This window comes from Flavobacterium collinsii, from assembly GCF_902804485.1.
GTDB classification, from domain to species: domain Bacteria; phylum Bacteroidota; class Bacteroidia; order Flavobacteriales; family Flavobacteriaceae; genus Flavobacterium; species Flavobacterium collinsii.
Genome location: NZ_CADCST010000067.1, coordinates 20,087 through 42,378 on the forward strand (window position 1 = coordinate 20,087; position 22,292 = coordinate 42,378).

Annotated in this window: 18 protein-coding genes; 8 read left to right on the top strand and 10 right to left on the bottom strand. The window is 34.7% G+C overall.

Features of this window, described 5'->3' with window-relative positions; genetic code table 11:
- Positions 1-51: 51 nt before the first annotated feature.
- The 5 genes from FLA105534_RS05540 to gdhA form a co-directional block, all read right to left on the bottom strand.
- On the bottom strand, positions 52-1,971 hold the full coding sequence (locus FLA105534_RS05540; RefSeq protein WP_173965041.1) for a hypothetical protein: 1,920 nt from the start codon (positions 1,969-1,971) through the stop codon (positions 52-54).
- 56 nt (positions 1,972-2,027) lie between these two features.
- A complete protein-coding gene (locus FLA105534_RS05545; protein WP_173965042.1) occupies positions 2,028-3,926 on the bottom strand; it encodes an outer membrane protein assembly factor BamB family protein in 1,899 nt (632 codons plus the stop codon).
- Positions 3,927-4,054: 128 nt separating this feature from the next.
- The gene (gene recO, locus FLA105534_RS05550) at positions 4,055-4,768 is read right to left on the bottom strand and encodes a DNA repair protein RecO (RefSeq protein ID WP_173965043.1); all 714 of its coding nucleotides are present in this window, start codon (positions 4,766-4,768) and stop codon (positions 4,055-4,057) included.
- A 59-nt stretch (positions 4,769-4,827) separates the two neighbouring features.
- Positions 4,828-7,110, bottom strand: coding sequence for a type IX secretion system anionic LPS delivery protein PorZ (gene porZ, locus FLA105534_RS05555; protein WP_173965044.1), 2,283 nt, complete (start codon positions 7,108-7,110; stop codon positions 4,828-4,830).
- A gap of 135 nt (positions 7,111-7,245) precedes the next feature.
- Positions 7,246-8,589, bottom strand: coding sequence for an NADP-specific glutamate dehydrogenase (gene gdhA, locus FLA105534_RS05560; RefSeq protein WP_173965045.1), 1,344 nt, complete (start codon positions 8,587-8,589; stop codon positions 7,246-7,248).
- 282 nt (positions 8,590-8,871) lie between these two features.
- On the opposite strand from gdhA, the gene FLA105534_RS05565 reads away from it, so the two are divergent.
- A complete protein-coding gene (locus FLA105534_RS05565) occupies positions 8,872-9,654 on the top strand; it encodes a THC0290_0291 family protein (RefSeq protein ID WP_173965046.1) in 783 nt (260 codons plus the stop codon).
- 84 nt (positions 9,655-9,738) lie between these two features.
- Here the strand turns inward: FLA105534_RS05565 and FLA105534_RS05570 are convergent, their stop codons facing one another.
- The gene (locus FLA105534_RS05570) at positions 9,739-10,881 is read right to left on the bottom strand and encodes a cystathionine gamma-synthase (protein WP_173965047.1); all 1,143 of its coding nucleotides are present in this window, start codon (positions 10,879-10,881) and stop codon (positions 9,739-9,741) included.
- A 105-nt stretch (positions 10,882-10,986) separates the two neighbouring features.
- Between FLA105534_RS05570 and FLA105534_RS05575 the strand changes: the two genes are divergently transcribed.
- Positions 10,987-11,730: a DUF3298 and DUF4163 domain-containing protein gene (locus FLA105534_RS05575; protein WP_173965048.1), complete on the top strand. Its 744-nt coding sequence runs from the start codon at positions 10,987-10,989 to the stop codon at positions 11,728-11,730.
- 87 nt (positions 11,731-11,817) lie between these two features.
- On the opposite strand, the gene FLA105534_RS05580 is transcribed toward FLA105534_RS05575, so the two are convergent.
- The 4 genes from FLA105534_RS05580 to FLA105534_RS05595 form a co-directional block, all read right to left on the bottom strand.
- Positions 11,818-12,969, bottom strand: coding sequence for an ATP-binding protein (locus tag FLA105534_RS05580; protein ID WP_173965049.1), 1,152 nt, complete (start codon positions 12,967-12,969; stop codon positions 11,818-11,820).
- Between the two features lie 74 nt (positions 12,970-13,043).
- Positions 13,044-13,433, bottom strand: a complete 390-nt coding sequence (locus FLA105534_RS05585) for a four helix bundle protein (RefSeq protein WP_173965050.1) — start codon at positions 13,431-13,433, stop codon at positions 13,044-13,046.
- A gap of 35 nt (positions 13,434-13,468) precedes the next feature.
- Entirely contained in the window at positions 13,469-14,221 is a 753-nt protein-coding gene (locus tag FLA105534_RS05590) for an SDR family NAD(P)-dependent oxidoreductase (RefSeq protein ID WP_173965051.1), read from the bottom strand.
- A 137-nt stretch (positions 14,222-14,358) separates the two neighbouring features.
- Entirely contained in the window at positions 14,359-15,231 is an 873-nt protein-coding gene (locus FLA105534_RS05595; RefSeq protein ID WP_173965052.1) for an aldo/keto reductase, read from the bottom strand.
- Positions 15,232-15,454: 223 nt separating this feature from the next.
- Here FLA105534_RS05595 and FLA105534_RS05600 point away from each other — a divergent pair, with 223 nt between their 5' ends.
- From FLA105534_RS05600 to FLA105534_RS05625, 6 genes are all read left to right on the top strand, one after another.
- Positions 15,455-16,459, top strand: coding sequence for an AAA family ATPase (locus FLA105534_RS05600; RefSeq protein WP_007807095.1), 1,005 nt, complete (start codon positions 15,455-15,457; stop codon positions 16,457-16,459).
- A gap of 80 nt (positions 16,460-16,539) precedes the next feature.
- Entirely contained in the window at positions 16,540-17,403 is an 864-nt protein-coding gene (locus tag FLA105534_RS05605; protein WP_173965053.1) for a DUF58 domain-containing protein, read from the top strand.
- A gap of 150 nt (positions 17,404-17,553) precedes the next feature.
- Positions 17,554-19,188 (top strand): EGFR-like transmembrane domain-containing protein, encoded by a 1,635-nt coding sequence (locus FLA105534_RS05610; protein WP_173965054.1) that lies wholly within the window; start codon positions 17,554-17,556, stop codon positions 19,186-19,188.
- Positions 19,188-20,189 (top strand): vWA domain-containing protein, encoded by a 1,002-nt coding sequence (locus FLA105534_RS05615; RefSeq protein WP_173965055.1) that lies wholly within the window; start codon positions 19,188-19,190, stop codon positions 20,187-20,189. Before FLA105534_RS05610 ends, FLA105534_RS05615 begins: the two co-directional genes overlap by 1 nt.
- A gap of 73 nt (positions 20,190-20,262) precedes the next feature.
- On the top strand, positions 20,263-21,297 hold the full coding sequence (locus FLA105534_RS05620) for a VWA domain-containing protein (protein ID WP_173965056.1): 1,035 nt from the start codon (positions 20,263-20,265) through the stop codon (positions 21,295-21,297).
- A gap of 120 nt (positions 21,298-21,417) precedes the next feature.
- Positions 21,418-22,197, top strand: a complete 780-nt coding sequence (locus tag FLA105534_RS05625; protein ID WP_173965057.1) for a tetratricopeptide repeat protein — start codon at positions 21,418-21,420, stop codon at positions 22,195-22,197.
- Positions 22,198-22,292 lie beyond the last annotated feature (95 nt).

Consider the following 22,292-nt stretch of genomic DNA (forward strand, 5'->3'; position numbering starts at 1 on the left):
AACCAAAAACTAATCAATTCTGATTATTCTTTTTCAAAAAGACAACATAGACTATTTAAAGCCTCCGAAATACACTTCTTTCATAAAAATTCGATTTCCAAAAACGGGATTAACCTCTACTTTTTCGCGTATTTCCTGATAAAGGGTTTCTCCGTTAAAATCTTCGATTTCATAATTAATCTTATGTGGAATTTTTCCGGAATTTAATGTTGCAACGGGGCGGTAATCGCCAAAAAGTTTTCGTTCGAAAAAACTTTTGTTACCGTTATCGAATTCTGTTTTTTCGGTAGAAACGATATTAAAATTCTCTTTATCAATAAAAACATGATAATCTGTTTTAGGAATTGTTCTATTTCCTGAACTTAATGTTTTTTCAAAATAATTCAAATGATAACATACTCTTCCTTCATACATTTCATCTTGCAAAACTTCAAAATTATTCCATAAATCAAGTCTTAAATCGGTTAAAAAATTTACCGGATCTAAATTTTTAGATAAATTACTGTAATCGTATGCGGTGAGTTTTGCCCATTTTGCATTTACGCCACTTTCGCGATCATCATGACTCCAGGCTTCGGTTCCATTAACAATCTCATAATAACTTTCAGGCATTTTTTTTCTTAAAAGATAATTCAAGTTAGTCGCCCATCTTTCTTCTGTTTGAGATACTTTATTACCCTCTATAGAAAGCTTAGAATACAAATGTGCTTTTTCGATTTTTTTTAAAGCCTGACTTCCTCCTAAATTATCAATTACTTTGGCCAGCAAATTAGCATTGAGCTGATAAGGTATAGAATCAAGCAAATTAGATCTTTGCATTTTAGCTTTTTCTAGTTTGGCCTCACGATTCGATTTTTCGATTTCCCACTCTGCATCCTGCTGCTCTATTTTCTCAAAGAAAGCTAATCTTTTTTCTTCTTTTTCTTCAGCGATTTTCAATCCTAATTTTTTAAGATCGGCAAAACGTGTTGTATGGCTTCTGACTTTTTTGTCAACAAAATTGGCACTATTTACTCTTTTAACAATAGCCGAGCCCCGTGAATCCTGCTTGTCATTTTCGATCAGTAAATTTGCATACTGCAACGCTTTTTCTTTATTTTCCAGTAAAAAATACGTTTCGGCTAAATTGTTTGTTACAATAAACCGGATATTTTCGTTTGCAGGTGAAGGCGGATATTTGACCAATAAACTTTCTAAATATTGTAAATGCGGCGCCAGTAATTTCTCGTCTAACCCCTTTTCAAGTGTTATTTTTTCTATTTGAGCCGTAATTTCATTCTCAAAATCCAGCATCTGTTTGTATTCTGAATGCCCTTTTGAAGTTACGAATTCAAACTTTTCTTTGGATTCATCAATTGTATAAGCAAATTTATAATTAAGATAATTCTGGATCTTTTCTACAGATTGATAAATTACTCTATCCATACCCAATTCTTCTGCAGTGTAATCATTATCTTTTTCTGCTTGTTCAACTCTTTGATTACTTAAAGCTATCGCGGCTTTTACATTTTCTTTTTGATAAGAACCTCCAATTACATACGATTCTGTATTATTAAAATCTTCAGATAATAAAAGTTTATCTCCACATTTAGCTTCTACTTTTATTTTCACACTATAATTAGAATAGACCATAAATTGCCAGCTATTCTTTTTCTTATCAAATGTGCTATCGACTTTTGTCGCATTGTACTTAGGAAGTGCAATGGTTAAATAAATTTTCAACTTACCATTTGCAGGATCCTTTATAAAACCTTCTATATCAAAATATTTTTTCTTTAAGATAAGCTCTTCCTGCACCAATTCTTTATCCATTTGATAAAACGTGGTTTGTGTTAAGGCATTATCAAGAATAGGGAATGAAGAATATTTAATTACTGGTATAAAAAATTTCTTCTTTTTTGAGCTTATCTTTTCTTGTGCCTGAATTGAACCAATTACAAGCAAAGCAATTAAGAGTAATGTTTTTTTCATAGGCAAAAAAAAAGCCACCAGAAATAAATTCTGATGGCTTTAGGTTTTTATTTGGTTTATTTTTTATTGAAAATTTGAATAGATTTGTCAGACACATAAAAAATGTTTTGCGTCGCAGGATCTACCTCATAAATAGGTTTTGTGTTATTGAAGATAATTTTATCCACTTCAGTCCCTTCAGCTTTACTAACTTTCACTAAAACTTTTTCTCCACTATCTGCTTTTGCAAAAATATAAGAGTAGTCTCTGTTTTGTTTCATCGCATTAAAACGAGAATTAAATTTAGCAGCTACAATACCAAGAGCTGCTGAAGCCATAGCCATATTCTTAGCCTGGTTCTTTTTTGATTTATCCTCTTCTTTAATAACAGTAGACCTCATATTTCCGCTGGAATCACGATAAGTCATTGTTAACTCAGCACCTTGTGCAGCACTTACTGCTGATCCAACTCCTAAACCAATACTTCCAGCAATTGCAGCACTTTTAAGTAAACGTCTGGTTCCTTCACCAGGTTGTGTATAAGTAAGGTGATATTTTATTGTTCCATCCATATTAACTCCCATTACCTCAACTGGCCCTGAAAGCACTACACCCCAAGGAAATAATTCGATACTGTTTAATTCTTTTTCCTTTTTGATATTTACTTTAGCAAAAGGCTCTGGTTTGTCCTTAATACTTGGATCGAATTTGTATAATTTCTCATCATTATATACCAAATACGAATTTGTAGCTTCGTCATAAGTTGGTAAAACCGGACGACCTTTATCAAAACCGATGTTACGCTTCCAAAGTTTAATTCCAGTTTTATAATCAACCATATTTCCGTAAGTTCCGGTAAGGTACATTACTTTTTCGCCTACTTTTCCTAAGTAGTAAATTGGATCTTCTTTGTCATCTGAAATTTCGATGAATTTTTTCCAAAGTTTTTCTCCGTCTTTATTGATCAGCATCATTTCATTTTCTGCAACATATAAGAAATCCTCGTCGATAGGAATTACTCTTTTTAATCCATCTCCGCGAGCATCTTTTTTCCAAACTTTTTCGCCTGTATTTAGGTCAAAAAAGTTAAATCCGCCATAATGAGCAATTAATAATTTTGTACCCCAATCTTCTAAATAAACAACACGTTTTGTTTTAATAGATTCTTTCCAGATACTTTTTCCGTTTTCTGTATTCAAAACATTTAAATATTCTTTGGCCGCAAACAAACCTTTACTGTTCACTACTACAATATTTTTATCATTCTGAGTCAAAAAGAATCTTGAGTACTCTTCTTCAGCTTTCCAGTTTAATTTTCCTGAATTTCTGTCGAATGAATATAATTTCCCGTACAATAAATAATAAATTACTGATCCATGTACCGTAGCTTTATTTGTAAATGCAGATTCTTTTACTGATAGTGAAAAACTAAACAATGATTTTGCTTTATCTACAGTAGTGTTCCATTTTAACTCTCCTGTTTTCATATCTAATAAGGCAATTGCCATATCTCCGTCTTTTTTCATAGTAAGCAAATACTCATCTGTTTCAGGAATAAAATCTGACTGCATTACCCAGAAAGATTCTTTAGATGAATTATAAACCACTTTACCTGTATCAGTATTAATAATAATATATTTACTGTTGATATAGGCCTCTACATAAGGACTTCCGGCAACACTTGACAAATCACTTTTTTCTTTAAAAAGTTTCCCAAAATCAGGATCAGTCAAAATATCACCTGCAGAGGTTGATCCAAAATCATCTTTTGTTAAAGTCCAAACAATTTTTTTTGTCTCAGGATCTAAACCTTTTACAGTTCCTCCTTCTTTAAAAACAACAATTCCTGTTATTTCGTTTTGAACCATGTCTTTTACACTGTTCTCTGTAGTGATGATTTCATCATATTTTCTTTGAGCTGTAACCGAAAGGCTAACCAGAAAAAGTAAAATAATAGAAAAAGTCATTTTCTTCATGCTTTTTTTCTTTTAAAAAAATTAATAATTAGGCTGAAAATTTCATTATCGAATTGACATACTAAAAAATATTTATCAAAACTTTAATAAAAATTCCCTGCACAAATATATAAAAATAGCATTCCGTTTTAAGAAAATATCTCTTTCAAAACATCAAGTGATTTTGGTCTTTTAAAACCCTCCAGATGAAAACCATAATAATCAATTAAAACCTTCAGTAATACTTGTCTTTCAGCTACGTGAAAAACCTTCTGATCGTTTTCGAATTTAAGATCTATCAGTTTCTTAAAAAGATTGGTTTCGTGTTCTGTCAGTGTATTTGCTCCGTGAAACAAAGTAAAAACACCATCGATCATTTCAAAGTAAGGGAGTTCTGCTTCTGAGAAATCAGGGTAAAAACCAAAATACTTTGTAGCTTCCAAAAGCAGAATCAAATGAAAATTCGAAATTTCATCATGATGATCCAACCAGGTCAGTGCTGTCTCTAAGAACACAAAAAATGATTCGTTTTTCTCCTCTTCCTGAATAGAATAATGGAGCATCTCAGACAAAAACATAACCATAGTACTTTTTACCAGATCGGTATGGATACTCTGAAAAGGCACTGCTGTTTTTATTTCTTTAAAAGTCTCCAAAGTTCCTTTATTCTTATGCATCGCCTCAATTTCAAGAATAGACAAAGGCTGAAAATAGGCAATTTTCTGACTTGCTTTCCGACTTGAAAAAGCATCACGCACAAAATAAGATTTCAGGCCGTTTGAAAGAGTAAAACACTTTACAATCAAACTTTTCTCCTGAAATTTTAACGATGAAATTACTATTGCTTTGGTTTTGATTAACAAAATTAGACTTTCTTAGAGATTAGACTTTCTTAGACTTCTTAGATTTAACAATTATCACATTATCTAATTATCATCACTTTTTTCACTTTGGTCTCACTACCATCCTCAGCCGAAATAAAAACCATATATACTCCCGAAGCTACTTTATATTTTCCAAAAGCGGTTGTATCCCATTCAATTGTTCCGCCTGATGAAGTGGCTTCATAAACCAGATTACCTTCAATATCTGTAATTTTAATATTAGCTTTATCAATAAGTCCGGCAACTTTTACCGTTCCGGCATATGTTGGACGCACTGGATTTGGATAAACATATACATTGCTCAAATCTTCATTTGCTCCCGTTGCTATTCCTTTAAAAGATATCATTCCTTTGTTAGTCGCAATAAAAACTTCCCCGGTTACACTGTTGATTTTAACATCGTTTACGACATTACTTGGTAAAGGTGAATTGTTTATTGTAAAATGATACTTCGTTTCCTGACCGTTTGGTGACACCATAAATATTCCGGAATCTACTGTACCAATCCATTTATTATTAGCACCGTCAACTGCGATCGATGTGATAAACTGCTCGTAAAGTAATTCCTGAGCCAAATTATCCTCCATAATTATAATCGGGTTTGCCTTTAGCTGACTTTCTGTTTGAAAACCTCCCACATTAGATAAAACTCTTAATCCTTTAGTGGTACCAATCCAAAGCTGATTCTTTATATCAAGTGCCACCGCTCTGACATCAGCAATTGGAAGATTTCCCAAATCAGCTCCAAAAGTCATCTTTTTAAAGGTATTATTACTTTCATTAAAAGCAATTAACCCGTCATTGTTCGTTGCAATCCACTTTGTATTGTTTTTATCGATTACAATACCAGCATAGCTGGTTGCTTCTGCATTTTTAAGAATTGAGGTTGTAGCATAACTCTGCCACTTCCCATCAGTTTTCAGTACTTTTAAACCATTCTTAATTCTACTGTTGGTCACCCACAAATTACCTGTTTTATCAAAAGCGGTTCCGTTAACACGAACATCAATATAATTTGGCCCTTCGTAGGTTATCGTCTCTAATCCACTATTTTTTTCATTATATAAAAAGACCGGAATATCATTTTCAATTTTCAATAATCCGGAAAAAAAAGAACTTACAAAGACCTGTTTTTCATTAGTTGGATTTATAATAACCCGAGTCAATGATTTCGCATCTAAAACCTGTGAATAAGGAATATTCAGCCAACTCGAAGTATTGTATTTACTCACGCCGTAGCTATCTAAGTTATAGGGATTATAATAAATATCATAATCACCATACACAGCCCAAAGTACATTAGGACTTACATCCAGAGAAAAAATATTATTTCGTACTGGTCCCGAAGGTGTATTCTCCTGAAAAGCAGAATTTCCTGAAAGTGTAGACGAAAATAGACCTTTTTCTTTTGTTCCAATATAAATCTGATCTCCAATAAGGGTTGAGCAGGTAAAATTCAGGGTGTTATCCAAAACCTGCGTATTTGCTATTTGGCGCATCAATACCATTTGATTGGTATAAACATAAACCGTACTAGATGTTGTAACTACTAAATTATGATTTACAGCGCGCATGTCTGTTGAAGGCCGCGGAAGCTGAAAAAAGCTAACAAATACATTTGAATTGTACCGATGAATGTATCCTCCTGAATTTATAGCAATAAGCTCACTATCTAATGGTTCGACACTGGTCCAATCACCCGCGGTTACCAAACTCCACTGGTTAAAATCGATAAGATTACCATTAGTACTACTGGCTTTTTTAATTCCGTTTGAAGTCGCAGCATAGAAAAATCCATTAAAATAAGCCGTTTGTCTTACTTTTACTTCCGCACCATTATCTCCGATAAAATAAGTATCTCCAAATTGCAGAGTGGTTAAATTAAACTGCACAATTCCAAAATCGCAGGAAACATAAACTATTCCGTTATGCTCCATAAAATGGTTAATTCTCTTTAAATTGGCCGGCAATTGTTTATTAATAATATCGATCACCTTTAATATACTGCCATCGGTATCATTTACCACGATCATTAATCCGTTTTCATATCCAATTACTGTTTTCTTAAATCCTTCGCTATGGTATAAAGAAGAGATCGTCTGTCCTGATAGCCCATCGACAGTTGTGGTAGTTTTTATTGTATTTAACGCCGTGTTTTTAGAAAAAAGGGCATTCTCTGAAGCAGTAAAAATGGTAGTTGAGGATTGTGAGATATCTTTTACTTCATTGAATGAAAAATAACCCTGCCAGGACAATTTATTCTGAGAGAAACAAAATTGCACCACCAACAAAAACAAAACGTAGAAAAACCTTCTTTTCATTATTTAATAAATTCAGATAGACAAATATACTACAAACGAAAGTATTTGATTTTTGTTCTCCTGTAAATAAAAAAATGCCTCCGATTTATCTTTATAAAAGACAAATGGAGGCACTAAAAAACTATAACTAAAAAATTATACTACACCTTGTGCAAGCATAGCATCGGCAACTTTAACAAATCCTGCAATGTTAGCTCCTTTAACGTAGTCAACATAACCTGATTTATCCGAACCGTATTTTACACATGAAGCATGGATTGCTAACATGATTCCTTTTAATCTTTCGTCAACTTCTTCAGAAGACCAGCTTAAACGCAATGAGTTTTGCGACATTTCAAGACCTGAAGTTGCAACACCACCAGCATTAGAAGCTTTTCCAGGAGCAAATAAAATTTTTGCATCAAGAAAAACAGTAACAGCTTCCGGAGTAGAAGGCATGTTTGCTCCCTCTGCAACGGCAATACATCCGTTAGCCACTAAAGCTTTAGCCTCATCACCATTTAATTCGTTTTGAGTTGCACATGGTAATGCTACATCACACTTAACTTCCCATGGACGTTTTCCTTCTACGTATTTCGCATTTGGATATTTTGCCACGTACTCGCTGATTCTTCCTCTAAGCTCATTTTTCAACTCCATTACAAAAGCTAATTTTTCAGCATCGATTCCATCTGCATCATAAATGTATCCGGCAGAATCTGATAATGTCACAACTTTTGCTCCTAATTGAGTTGCTTTTTCGGTTGCATATTGTGCTACATTTCCAGAACCAGAAACTGCAACAATTTTTCCTTTAAAGCTATCTCCTTTAGTTGCTAACATACTTTGAGCAAAGTAAACTGCTCCGTAACCTGTAGCTTCAGGACGAATTAATGATCCTCCAAAAGAAATCCCTTTTCCGGTTAAAACTCCGGTAAACTCATTTCTTAATCTTTTGTACTGACCAAACATATATCCTACTTCTCTACCTCCTACTCCGATATCTCCGGCAGGAACATCTGTATCAGCTCCAATATGTTTTGAAAGTTCCGTCATAAAACTTTGACAAAATTTCATAATTTCGTTATCTGATTTTCCTTTTGGATCAAAATCAGAACCTCCTTTACCACCACCCATAGGCAATGTCGTTAAGCTATTTTTAAAAGTTTGCTCAAAAGCCAAAAACTTCAAAATACTTAAGTTAACAGAAGGATGAAAACGCAAACCTCCTTTGTAAGGTCCGATTGCTGAGTTCATCTGGATACGATATCCTTTATTAACCTGGATTTCACCTTTGTCGTTCAACCAGTTTACTCTGAACAAGATAACACGTTCAGGTTCTACCATACGCTCTAAAAGCATTTTATTCTGGTATTTTTTATTTTCTTCAATAAAAGGAATTACCGTTTCGGCAACTTCTAAAACTGCTTGTAAAAACTCTGATTCGTTCGGGTTTTTTGCACTAACCGAATCCATAAAAGCGGTAATACTTTGTGACATGATTATTAGATTATTAACATTTAAGAAAACGTTTTCGTTATTTAAGACAAAGGTAATCGAAAATGGTATTTATTGAATATTTTTTTAAGAATCTCTTAAACTTTTATTTATAATACAGCTAATAGAGAAAAAAGATATTTTAGGTTTTGCGTTTTGCAGTAAATTACTACCGAAATATTTAATAATTTAATATTTTTAATAAATATTCATCAATACACCTGTTTATCCTTTTTAGTTCCTCGTGTTTTTATATATTTGCCGGGATTTGAAAGCCCAAACCCCATGCTTAAACCTATAGTACTCACGTTATTTGCCTTTCTGGGCATCTCAACATTATCGACTGCACAATCACTGGCACACGAAGTTGGAATAATATTCGGCCCCGTTACTTTCCAATCTGATTTTGGTGAAAGAAATAACCTGGATACTAATCTTGGAAACACCGGATTTGGTGTCGGATTGGTTCACTTTATCAATTTCTCATCCAATAGCAACGGAGAAAGCTTCTTTACCGAGCATTTTAAAGTTAGATCAGAGCTTTCTTTTAACAATACAAAACTGAATCATTTTGGAGAATGGACTGAGAAAAAACCTCAAACATTAGGCGTTAAGCAGCTTAAAGCCATGCACGGAAAATCAACTGTAATTAGTTTTGGATCACAACTCGAATTTTCTCCAGTAAAAATACATTACTACGAAACTTCTATAGGGACTTTCAGTCCTTATGTAAGCTTAGGCTTTTTAGTAAGTTACTATACGACAGAAGTAAGCTCTGAACTTGGCCAACTGGGAACTCCCGAAACTACATTTCCAAAATACCTAACCCCTTCAGACGGACGTCAATTTGGCTATTCCAGTGAGAATGGTTTGGTTTTATCAGGTACAGCTGGTTTAGGTATTCATTACAAATTAGGCCGTATGAATGATTTAATGTTTGAAACCCGTTTTCAGGTTTTCAACTCCGACTGGGTTGACGGTTTAAATCCAAACAAGAAGATTTACAAAGAAAACAAATCAAATGACTCACAGATTTGGTTTAACGTAGGATATATACAGTACTTATAATCTTTAAAATTCCACATAAAATAAATCCCAAATTCCAAAATATTAAAATTGGAATTTGGGATTTATTTTTTGGATTTTACTTTTTTATGCTAAGGCTTGTTCCAGATCAGCAATTAAATCTTCGGCATCTTCAATACCAACACTTAATCGAACTAAGTCGTCGGTAATGCCAACTTCTGCTCTTTTGTCTGCCGGAATTGAAGCATGTGTCATCAAAGCCGGATGATTCGCCAAAGATTCCACTCCACCTAAAGACTCAGCCAAAGTAAAAACTTTCAGCTTTTCTAAAAAAGTAATCGAATCTTCTTTTTTCCCTGACTTAAATGTAAAAGACACCATTCCGCCAAAAGCTTTCATTTGTTTTTTAGCAATTTCATGAAATGGATGACTCTTTAAACCCGGATAATAAACGGTATCAATCTTAGGATGATTACTCAGATATTCTACTACTTTTTCCCCATTTTCACAATGTCTCTGTACTCTCAACGAAAGTGTCTTGATCCCTCTTAAAACCAGAAAACTATCCATTGGTCCTAATGTTGCTCCGGTAGCAAATTGCTGAAAATGCAACTGATCACCTAAAGCCTCATCTTTCACAATTAAAGCTCCGGCAATGACATCTGAATGTCCTCCCAGGTATTTTGTTGCAGAGTGCATTACAATATCAGCTCCCAAATCAAGTGGTTTTTGCAAATAAGGTGTCGCAAAAGTATTATCGACAGCAAATAGAATATTATTCGCTTTGGTAATTTTTGCTACTTCTTCGATATCTGCTAGTTTCATCAACGGGTTAGTTGGCGTTTCAACCCAGATCAGTTTCGTATTTTCATTGATTAACGATTTCAGTTTTTCGAGATCTGTCATATCAACAAAATGAAACTTAATCCCTGAATCTTTATAGATTCGAGAGAACATTCTATAGGTTCCTCCGTACAAATCATCCATTGCGATAATCTCATCGCCAGCTTTAAACGATCTTAAAACACAATCAGTAGCCGCCAAACCTGATGAAAAAGCCAATCCACGAGTACCATTCTCAATACTTGCCAAAGCATTTTCTAAAGCCGAACGCGTTGGATTTGATGCTCTGCTATACTCATAGTCCGCCAAAGGTTTTCCCGGACTGGTTTGTATAAAAGTTGAAGTTTGATACACGGGAGGCATAACAGCCCCTGTAGCTGGATCATGATGCTGACCACCATGTATTACTTTAGTATTGAATTTCATATAGTTATATATTTAAAATGCATAATTGTGGTACAAATTTACCGTTTAATTTATTTTAATCCTGACACAACTTCTTACCTTTGTATATAATTAACATTTTTTGACATGAAACAATATACTTTTTTAATCTTTTTGCTTTTGACGCTTATAAGCTGCAGCAAAGAACTTTCGTTTGAAAATGAGACATTTGAAAAAGAATCTACATTGCCTTGCGAAAAAGACTGCCCAAAAATAACCATTGATATTCCTATTGCAAAAAACATCCCTATTGTAGCTGACAGCATTAATAAAAAAGTTTTTTCGGTCATTAAAGAAATCGTCTATTTTGAAGAAGATCCGAAAAAAGCCAATGATTACAAAGCCCTGACGGCTTCTTTTATCGGCTCTTATGAAGAAATGCATAAAAAATTCCCTGGTGAAACTTTTGGTTGGGAAGCAAAAATCAAAGGAAATGTTGAATTTGAATCCGATCAGATTATCAACCTGAAAATTGACCACTATACTTTTACCGGAGGAGCGCACGGTTATCAAGGGTATCGATCCTTACTATTTCATTCTAAAACCGGAAAAACGATTTTTACCGATCAGATCTTTAAAAACGAAAAAGAATTTTTGGCTTACGCCGAAAAAGAATTCCGCAAGAAATATAAAATCCCGGAAAAATCAAATATTAACGCAACAGGCCTGATGTTTGAAAATGACAAATTCCACCTGCCACAAAACATTTTTTATACCAAAGAAGGATTGCTTTTGTATTACAACTCGTATGAAGCCGCTTCTTATGCCGATGGCCCAAAAGAACTATTGTTTCCTTATGATGAAATCAGTAAATATTTAAAATACCTATAGCTTTAAACCAAAGCTGCACGTGCCAAAAAAGCCTTTGTCGCTCTGAACCTTTGCAACTTCACTTAGAACCTTAGCAACTTAGAACCTCTATTTAGCCCCTTCCTGAAAATCGTATTTCATCTTACGCAAGATTCGAAGTGCTTCTTTAAAGGACAGATAAATATTTCCAAAAGGTTTTAAAAGTAGTTTGGCATCAATTAGTTTTTGTTTGGCATCGTCAAAGCCATTCAAATAACAGATCATGAAAGTGGAAGGCAGATTTTCCAGATCTTTCAATTCCCGCTCTGACAAAACCATTCCCCGTTGAAGTTTTTGAAGTAAAGCCATATTCGCATTGTAAATATGATACAGCATTTTACGGTTGAACTCAGGAGGCTGAAAAAGCATTTCGCTATCAATTTTATAATAGCCGTTGTCAAAAAAATGAATGGTTTGCTTTTCTAACGGATAGTAGCTGGTCTTGTCGTTTAAACCCAAAGGAACATACTCCGTTATGGTAAAACTATCTTCATCATAAACAATTGTAACCACATCCTGAGCAGAATAAAAAAGTTTAATCTGTTCATTGATCAGCTCAATATCAACACGGGATAAGAAGGTTTTATCTCTGGATTTTTTTGGAACCCCAGCCCAGCAAATTACAAACAGCTCTTTAAAAACATGATATTTGGGCGACATGTCTTTATGTCTGAAATTCATAAAATCAATTACACCGTCAAGCGTGTACTGAATGCTGTTTCTCGAACTGTTTTCGATCCCGATGACGGTTTCTGTGTTCTGGTAGTTTTTTTCGATTTCGCCCTCAACGGGAACCGAATTACTCCCCCGACGCACAAAAACACTATTAGCAACGATCGTATGAATTCCTTTTTTGAAATAGGAGATTTTACTTTTTGGTTTAATAGTCACCAATCCGATTACTTTATCTTTTGGAAGATTCGGAAAAGGCACATTTTCGTATTGAATTTTAGGTGGGTTTTCTAAAAAGGCATTAACAAGATTCTGGATTCGGCTGTCATCAAAGAAATCATCACCTACAATTTCGTTGTCGTGATCCTCTACTCCCACCACGATATAAGAATTATTCGTAGGATTTGAATTCGACAAAGCACAAATGTGTTTCAGGAACTTCCCTTTTCCTTCACGGGAATGCAGGTTCAATTGCCTTTTTTTATCATAAAAACTGCTCTCGTCGTTATGAGCGAGCAGGTTTTTTATTAAAAGGCGTTTATTGATCATGTGAATGTTGATTATTTTTTATTTCTATTATTTATTATTCAGATTGCTCACTATTCATTATTTCAATCTATTAATCAATCGTATTTTGAACCTTTCTTTTCTGAAACCTTTAAGTAATTAATGAATTTAGAAATTTGATCAATTATAATTTGTGCATTAGCATTTAACTCTAAAAATGTAATCTCATTAATATACTTTCTATCAAAACATCTTTGCAATTGAGCTTTTGTTTCACAACATGATCCTCTGGAATAGCTTAAAAAAGTAATAAACTCTTTATTACCCCCTCGACCAAAACCTTCCGCAATATTATCCATCACTGAACCTGAAGATCCATTAATCTGTTCTCTCAACTTAAAATCCTGACCTAAAGCTGTTGTCAAAATTAAATTCCAAACTTGATTACTTTGTTCCCTTGTCAATTTATAAATCACCATTTCTTCAAAAGAACTGTAATTTGCCATATTTTAAATAATAAAAAATAGAAATAAATAATAATTTAATCTCTTTTAACAATGGTCGATGACGCCTGCGCCGTACTCATGACCACTAAATCGGCAATATTAACATGGTAAGGTCTTGAAATTACAAAGTGAATAATATCGGCGATATCTTCTGCCTGAAGCGGATCAAAACCTTTGTACACATTCGAAGCTCTTTCGACATCTCCCTTAAAACGCACTTCACTAAATTCGGTTGCTACCATCCCAGGATGAATCCCTCCAACTCTGATTCCAAAAGGATTTAAGTCAATTCGCATTCCTGCAGTGATGGCATCAACGGCATGTTTACTTCCGCAGTATACATTTCCGTTAGGATAAACTTCTTTTGCAGCTGTTGAGCCAATGTTTATAATGTGCCCTGATTTTTTGGCTGTCATTTTCGGAATAACCGCTTTCGAAACATACAAAAGTCCTTTTACATTAATATCGATCATAGCGTCCCAATCGTCTAAATCTCCCGTTTGAATAGGATCTAAACCGTGTGCATTCCCGGCATTATTGATCAAAACATCAATATCCGAAAAGGACGCAGGAAGTGCCTCAATTTTTTCAAGAACCTCCTTTTTATCCCGAACATCAAATGACAGAGAATGTACTTCTGTAAATGCCGAAAGTTCGTTTTCAAGTTCGTTTAAGCGATCGATACGTCTTCCACAAAGCACCACTTTAAAGTTGTTTTTAGCCAGTATTTGTGCGGTTGCTTTTCCAATTCCGCTTGTGGCACCAGTAATTAAAACTGTTTTTTTCATTGTGTATTTTTATTTTTTTGCCACAGATTAAAAGATTTTCACAGATTAATCAATCATCTCTAATCCGTTAATCCGTGGCAAAATATTTTTAGCATTTTCCCTGAATACTCAAAACTGCGACTGAAAACTTAAAAAAATTAAGCAACATCGTCACCCATACTTTCTGTCCAAATAGCGAACCAGTCTTCTTTATCCATTTCCAATTCTACTGCTTTCATCAACGATTGAATTCGGGCAACATTTACAGTTCCTGCAATCGGAATTACTTTCGCAGGATGTTTTAAAATCCATGCCAATAAAAGTGTATCAGAACCAAAACCATATTTTTTAACTAAATCTGACAGCAGTTTTTTCAATCGACGTGTTTTTTTAGTGTCTTCTCTAAAAACTGTTCCTAGCGGATTCCATGACAACGGACGGATTCCGTGTGTTTGCATATAATCAAAACTTCCGTCAACCATAGGCTCAAAATTCGTTGCTGAAAATTGCACCTGATTGTAACTCACTTCTGTTTTCTGACGAATCAGCTCGGTTTGTGAACTTGTAAAATTCGAAAGTCCGAAATCAATAATTTTACCTTCCGATTTTAACCTTTCAACAGCTTCTGCAATTTCATCGGCCTGCATAAGCGGACTCGGTCTGTGCAGCAAAAAAACGTCAACATAGTCTGTTTTCAGTTTCTTCAATGATTCTTCAACAGACCACACTATATATTCTTTAGAGTAATCGTAATGTTTGATTGTATTTTTACGACTTTCAGCAATCATCTGAATACCGCATTTGGTAATTAATTGTAATTTTTCTCGCGAAATTTTGCTGGTTTGAAATGCTTTTCCAAAATCGGCTTCAGTAGTATAAGCGCCGTAAATATCTGCGTGATCAAAAGTAGTAATTTTGTTTTCGATACAAATCTGTATCATGTTTTCCATTTCTTTAAGCGTTAGGTTTTTATCCCATACACCCCAATTCATAGTGCCCGAAATAATAGGCGATAATGCTGTTTTACTCATGGTTTTATTGCGTTATTTTTGGTAATAAATATGCTTTTCTGAAGCATAATCACCAAAGTTCTTAAAAATATAAAAATAGATTCCCAATTCGTCCTTAAAATTAGGTCTTTGGTCGAAGTTTTAACCATTTTTTAACATCTTACTTCTCAAAAAATATTCAATTTGCACTCTCAAAAGTTAGGCATAAAAATCAACGTTTTAAAAAGGTTTTAAAAATATTTATATGGAAGAAAATACAACGACTTTAGACATTAGAGCGATAAATGAGAAAATTGAAAGAGAAAGTGCTTTTATAGACCTTCTTACAATGGAAATGAACAAAGTTATTGTGGGCCAGAAACATATGGTCGAGCGTTTACTAATCGGACTTTTAGGACAAGGGCACATTTTGCTTGAAGGTGTTCCGGGATTGGCCAAAACTTTAGCGATAAATACTTTGTCGCAAGCGGTTCAGGGTTCGTTTAGCCGTATTCAGTTTACTCCGGACTTATTGCCTGCCGATGTCGTTGGAACGATGATCTACAATATCAAAGCCAACGAATTTTCAATTAAAAAAGGACCAATCTTCGCTAATTTCGTCCTTGCCGATGAGATTAACCGTGCTCCGGCAAAAGTACAGTCAGCACTTTTGGAGGCGATGCAGGAAAAACAAGTTACCATTGGTGATACTACTTTCAAACTAGACCGTCCGTTTTTAGTTCTTGCAACGCAAAATCCGGTGGAGCAGGAAGGAACTTACCAACTTCCGGAAGCCCAAGTCGATCGTTTTATGCTTAAAACTGTAATTGACTATCCAAAAATCGACGAAGAACGTTTTGTAATTCGTCAAAACTTAAAAGGATCTTACGAAAAAGTAAATCCTGTGGTTTCTGTAGAGCAAATCCTGCGTGCGCAGGAAGCTGTACGTGAAGTTTACATGGACGAAAAAATAGAAAAATATATCTTAGATATCATCTTTGCTACCCGTTATCCGGAGAAGTATAAACTTGCCGACTTAAAACCTCTTATCAGTTTTGGAGCATCACCACGTGGAAGTATCAATTTAGCTAATGCAGCAAAATGTTACGCTTTCATCAAACGTCGTGGATATGTAATTCCAGAAGATGTTCGTGCAGTTGTACATGATGTTCTACGTCACAGAGTTGGTATTACTTATGAGGCTGAAGCCGAAAACATTACTTCTGTAGACATTATCAACAAAATCGTAAACGAGATTGAGGTACCTTAAAAATAGTTTTCAGTTTTCAGTCACAGTGAACACCTTATTAAATAAACTGCGACTGAAAACTGCGACTGAAAACTAAAGAAATGGATACAAAAGAGCTTTTAAAAAAAGTACGGAAAATAGAAATCAAAACCAAAAGACTGAGCAATCATATCTTTTCGGGAGAATACCACTCTTCCTTTAAGGGACGAGGGATGACTTTTAGTGAAGTACGTCAATACCAATATGGCGATGACATTCGTAACATCGATTGGAATGTAACGGCGCGCTACAATGAAGCCCACGTAAAAGTTTTTGAAGAAGAACGTGAACTAACCATGGTTTTAATGGTGGATATTTCGGGATCTGAAAGTTTTGGTTCAAAAAGTCAGTTTAAAAAAGACATCGTCACCGAAATTGCGGCAACGATGGCTTTTTCGGCTACACAAAATAATGATAAAATTGGTTTAATATTATTCTCTGACAATGTAGAGTTGTATATTCCCCCAAAAAAAGGACGTTCTCATGTACTCCGAATCATTCGCGAGTTAATTGAATTTGAACCGAAGAGTCATAAAACCGATATTTCGCAAGCTTTGAAGTTCCTATCCGGAACGCAAAAAAAGAAAGCTATCGTTTTTATGATTTCCGATTTTATGTCTGAAAATTACGAGCAGACTTTAAAAATCGCATCTAAAAAACATGACATAACCGGCGTTCGTGTTTACGATATCCGTGAGGAAAAAATTCCAAATTTAGGAATGGTAAGTATGCTCGATGCCGAAACAGGGAAAATTCAATTGGTCAATACCGGCTCAAAAACAGTACGACTGAATTACGAGAAGCATTATCAGGACAGAGTAAACTATTTCAAGGATATTTTTAGTAAATCAGGAGCTGGTGTCGTAAATACAAGAGTCGACGAAAATTACGTGACCAAATTATTAGGTTACTTCAAATCAAGATGATAATTCTAGATTGTTAGACTTCTGCGATTGTTAGAGTATTAGATTTTAAAGAATATAAATATCCCAAAAATAAAATCCGCTTAAATCTGTGTCATCCGTGTTCCATTTTTAAGCATTCATTTTAGACCAAAATCTGAAATCAAAAACCAAATGAAATTAAAATTTTACATATTTTTATTTTTACTTTCCTCAGCTGTTTTTGCGCAACAAAAACAAGTTGAGACAAGCATTGATACTACAAAAAATAAAATTGGCGCCGAATTTAAACTTACCCTTAAAACGGTTGTAAGTTCGAAGTCTAAGGTTGTTTTTCCGAAACTAAAAAACATTGGTCCGTTAGAGGTTATTCAATCCTATCCTATCGACACTGTCAAGAAAAATGACACTTACGAACTGATTAAAAAATACGGATTAACCCAATTTGATTCCGGAAAATATACCATTCCGTCTATTAAAATTTTAATTGACAAGAAACCCTACTTAACAGATTCTGTTCGTGTTGAAGTGGCGAATGTAAAAGTGGACACGCTGCAACAAAAAATGTATGACATCAAGGACATTACAGCTGCTGACAATTCAATTGGTGACTGGTGGATTTATGTTTTGATTCTGATTGTAATTCTTGCCATTGGAGCTTTTGTATATTGGTACGTTAAGAAACACCAAAAGAAAAAAATAGAAGAGGAAGTTTACAAGACTCCTATCGAAAAAGCGACCAGCTTGTTGAACAATCTGGAGCAAAAAGAACTGGTACAGAAAGGCGAAATTAAAGAATACTATAGTGAATTAACGGATATCGCCCGAAACTATATCGAAGAAGCCATTCATATTCCGGCAATGGAAAGCACCACTTCTGAATTGATTCAAGCCATCAGAACCGCTTCTACAAAAAAGAAAATGACTTTAACACCGGAAACCGTTGAAAACTTAGAACGCGTGCTGCGTCAGGCGGATTTGGTAAAATTTGCGAAGTCTAAACCTTTAGAGTTTGAAATTACCGAAGACCGAAATAAAATTCAAAAAGTAATCCTAACCCTTGATAATGCTATTCCAACCGAAGTTCCGGCAGAGGAAGAAGATCAATTGTTAAACGAAGCACAAAAACAAAAGCAAATTAAACTTCAGCTGTTAAAAAAACGCAACAAACGTATTGCGATCTCAGTAGGATCTGTTTTATTTTTATTAATAGCAACAACGGCATTTTTTATCGTTACAAAAGGCTTTACTTATGTAAAAGACAATGTAATTGGACATCCTTCGAAAGAACTGTTAGAGGGAGAATGGGTAAAAAGTGAGTACGGGAATCCGGGTATTTTAATTGAGACGCCTAAGGTTTTAAAACGTATGGATACTCAAAAAGTGCTTCCAAAAGAAACCATGGCGCTAATCAAAGAGATGCAGCTTTTCACTTATGGAAGCATGGTTGGAAATTTCTATGTAACCGTTTCAACAAGCAAATTTAAAAATCCGGTAGAACTTGATCTGGCCAAAGCATTGGAAGGTTCCTTAAAAGTTATCGAAGCTCAAGGCGGACAAAATATCATTGTAAAACAAGAAGATTTTCAAACCAACGAAGGGGTTCAGGGACTAAAAGGATACGGAACCATGACCGTTCTAAACCCGGTTGACAAAACAAGTACAAAAGCATATTACGAGCTTTTACTCTTTAAACAGGATCAGGGATTGCAACAAATTCTGATTTTACATGAAGAAGGAGACACTTATGCGAATGATATTACAACCAGAATATTAAATTCTGTCGAACTTAGAAAAGCGAGTAACTAATGAATAAGATAACTTTTTTAAATCCGGAATTCTTTTGGTTATTTCTGTTAATTCCAATTGCGATCGCTTGGTTCTTCTGGAAACGCAACCAGCAATCGGCGACTTTAAAGATGAGTTCAACTCAGGGTTTCAAAAACAGCGAATCGTTGCTGACCAAATTAAAACCTTGTTTATATGTTTTCAGGATAATTGCCTTAAGCTCTTTAATCATCGCTTTAGCAAGACCAAGAACGGTTGACATCAGCAATCAGACCAAAACCACGAAAGGGATCGATATTGTTATGGCAATTGACGTTTCGGGTAGTATGCTTGCCAAAGATTTAAAGCCAAACCGTATGGAAGCTTTAAAAAGAGTCGCGGCAGATTTTGTTGAAGAAAGACCTAATGACAGAATCGGATTGGTTTTATATGCCTCAGAAGCATACACTAAAACTCCCGTTACAAGTGATAAAGCCATAATCTTAGAAGCGATCAAAGGAATCAAATACGACACGGTTCTGCAAGACGGAACAGGAATTGGAATGGGGTTGGCAACGGCCGTAAACCGTCTAAAAGACAGTAAAGCAAAAAGCCGTGTAATTATCTTAATGACCGATGGTGTGAACAACGCTGGTTTTATTGAGCCTGAAACAGCTTCAGACATTGCAAAACAATACGGAATAAAAGTATACACGATTGGAATTGGAACTAATGGAATGGCTCCTTCTCCATATGCATACGCACCAAACGGAGGTTTCCTTTTTAAAATGCAAAAAGTAGAAATCGACGAACAACTAATGAAAAGCATAGCTCGTAAAACGGATGGAACTTATTTTAGAGCCACAAGTAACGATCGATTAGCCGAAATATACAGTGCCATCAATAAATTAGAAACTACTGAAATACAAGAATTAAAATTCTATGATTACGATGAAAAGTACAGAACATTTGTTTTATTAGCAGCCTTTTTACTATTATTGGAAGTAGGTTTAAGAAATACTGTTTATAGAAGCTTTATATAATATTTTAGTTTCAGTCACAGTTTTCAGTTTACAGCTGAAAACTGTGACTGAGACTGAGAACTAGAATTAAAAAATGGAATTAGACGAAAAAAAATATTTATACCTTTTATTCTTACTCCCAATTGTGGCGTGCATTTTTCTTTTCAATATGTATTGGAAGAAGAAAAAGCAACGCGAATTTGGCGATCTTGAAATGGTAAAAAGACTGAGCCCTGAGCGCTCTGTTTTTAAACCTGTATTAAAATTATCGGTATTGCTTTTGGCACTTGCCTGTTTGATTATTGGATTAGTAAATCCGAAGATCGGAACCAAAATGGAAACCGTAAAACGGGAAGGAATCGATATTGTTTTTGCCGTTGACGTTTCAAAAAGTATGCTTGCCGAAGATGTCGCACCAAGTCGTTTAGAGAAAAGCAAACAATTGGTTTCTCAAATCATCAACAATTTAGGAAGTGACAGAATTGGAATTGTAGCCTATGCCGGAAGTGCTTTCCCGGTTCTACCTATTACTTCGGATTATAGTGTGGCCAAAATGTTTCTGCAAAGCATGACTCCTGATATGGTTTCCTCACAGGGAACTTCACTGGATGAAGCCATTCGATTGTCTTCAACTTATTTTGACGAAAAAAGCAAAACCAGCAAACTACTAATTTTGATTTCAGACGGAGAAGATCACTCTGAAGGTGCCTCAGCAGCTGCGGAAGAAGCCAACAAAATGGGAATGAAAATCATTACTGTTGGTGTTGGAACTGAAAAAGGAAGTACAATACCGTTAAAAGAAAACGGAGTAGTCAGAAGCTATCAAAAAGATCAAAACGGACAAACTGTTATTACCAAATTAAATCAGGAAGGTTTAAAAACTATTGCAAAAGCGACTAAAGGTGGCTATGTTTACGGCGGGAATACAAAAGAAGTGCTGGAATACATTAAAAACGCCCTAAACAATATTCAGAAAACAGAATTTGAAGCTACTCAAATGGCTGATTTTCAATCACAATTCCAATGGTTTATTGGATTCGCTTTTCTGTTATTATTTTTAGACATTTTCCTCTTAGAAAGAAAAACAAACTGGATAAAAGAGTTGAATTTATTTAACGAAAAGAAATAATTAAAGTCAGCCACTAATTACACGAAAGAAAAAAGCTTTTGTGAGATTTAAAAATAAAAAACAATTAGATTAGTGATAATTGGTACAATTCGTGGCCAACTAAAAACATAAAAAATTAGAATGAAAAATTTACTTCTTTATATTTTACTAACATTTTCTTTGGCAGTTTCTGCTCAGGAGAAAGACAAAACATTGCCTGACGCCAATGAGGAATATAAGCAGAATAAATTTACTGATGCAGAAGCCAACTACAGAATTTCAGAATCAAAATTCCCAAAACGTGCTACCGCTCCTTATAATCTGGGAAATACCATTTACAGACAAAATCAGGCTTCTGAAGCTAAGTTTGCTTACGCGAAAGCCATAAAAAATTCCAAAACAAGACCTGAAAAACATAAAGCATTTCACAATTTAGGAAATGTTTTAATGAAAGAGAAAAATTACACTCAGGCTGTCGAAGCATACAAAGAAGCTTTGCGTAACGATCCAACTGATGAAGAGACGCGTTACAACTATGCTTTGGCAAAACAAAAACTAAAAGAAAATCCTCCGAAAAACGACAAAAACAAAGACAAGAATAAGGACAAGGATAAAAAGAACGACAAAAAAGACGATCAGAAAAAAGACGGCGACAATAAAGACAAAAAGGACGGAAAAGACGATCAGAAGAAGGACGATAAAGGCGACAAAGACAAGGATAAAAAAGACGGCAAAAATGACCCAAAGAAAGATGACAAATCCGACAACAAAGGGGAGCCAAAACCAATGCCGGGAGGTATATCCAAAGAAAGAGTTCAGAATTTACTGGATGCAGTAAACAACGAAGAGAAGAAAATTCAGGACAAAGTTAACGCCCAAAAGGTAAAAGGTAACCCTAAAAAAACAGAAAAAGACTGGTAGGATTTTGAGGTTAACCGTTTATTCGTTTAACTGTTAATTCGGGCAAACAGCAAAACTGTACAAAAACGATTAAACAAATTACCCATAAACGATTA

Excerpts from the sequence above, each read along its gene's own strand:
- FLA105534_RS05540 (WP_173965041.1), bottom strand. The coding sequence starts at position 1,971 with ATGAAAAAAACATTACTCTTAATTGCTTTGCTTGTAATTGGTTCAATT.
- FLA105534_RS05545 (WP_173965042.1), bottom strand. The coding sequence starts at position 3,926 with ATGAAGAAAATGACTTTTTCTATTATTTTACTTTTTCTGGTTAGCCTT.
- porZ (WP_173965044.1), bottom strand. The coding sequence starts at position 7,110 with ATGAAAAGAAGGTTTTTCTACGTTTTGTTTTTGTTGGTGGTGCAATTT.
- gdhA (WP_173965045.1), bottom strand. The coding sequence starts at position 8,589 with ATGTCACAAAGTATTACCGCTTTTATGGATTCGGTTAGTGCAAAAAAC.
- FLA105534_RS05565 (WP_173965046.1), top strand. The coding sequence starts at position 8,872 with ATGCTTAAACCTATAGTACTCACGTTATTTGCCTTTCTGGGCATCTCA.
- FLA105534_RS05570 (WP_173965047.1), bottom strand. The coding sequence starts at position 10,881 with ATGAAATTCAATACTAAAGTAATACATGGTGGTCAGCATCATGATCCA.
- FLA105534_RS05575 (WP_173965048.1), top strand. The coding sequence starts at position 10,987 with ATGAAACAATATACTTTTTTAATCTTTTTGCTTTTGACGCTTATAAGC.
- FLA105534_RS05580 (WP_173965049.1), bottom strand. The coding sequence starts at position 12,969 with ATGATCAATAAACGCCTTTTAATAAAAAACCTGCTCGCTCATAACGAC.
- FLA105534_RS05585 (WP_173965050.1), bottom strand. The coding sequence starts at position 13,433 with ATGGCAAATTACAGTTCTTTTGAAGAAATGGTGATTTATAAATTGACA.
- FLA105534_RS05590 (WP_173965051.1), bottom strand. The coding sequence starts at position 14,221 with ATGAAAAAAACAGTTTTAATTACTGGTGCCACAAGCGGAATTGGAAAA.
- FLA105534_RS05595 (WP_173965052.1), bottom strand. The coding sequence starts at position 15,231 with ATGAGTAAAACAGCATTATCGCCTATTATTTCGGGCACTATGAATTGG.
- FLA105534_RS05600 (WP_007807095.1), top strand. The coding sequence starts at position 15,455 with ATGGAAGAAAATACAACGACTTTAGACATTAGAGCGATAAATGAGAAA.
- FLA105534_RS05605 (WP_173965053.1), top strand. The coding sequence starts at position 16,540 with ATGGATACAAAAGAGCTTTTAAAAAAAGTACGGAAAATAGAAATCAAA.
- FLA105534_RS05610 (WP_173965054.1), top strand. The coding sequence starts at position 17,554 with ATGAAATTAAAATTTTACATATTTTTATTTTTACTTTCCTCAGCTGTT.
- FLA105534_RS05615 (WP_173965055.1), top strand. The coding sequence starts at position 19,188 with ATGAATAAGATAACTTTTTTAAATCCGGAATTCTTTTGGTTATTTCTG.
- FLA105534_RS05620 (WP_173965056.1), top strand. The coding sequence starts at position 20,263 with ATGGAATTAGACGAAAAAAAATATTTATACCTTTTATTCTTACTCCCA.
- FLA105534_RS05625 (WP_173965057.1), top strand. The coding sequence starts at position 21,418 with ATGAAAAATTTACTTCTTTATATTTTACTAACATTTTCTTTGGCAGTT.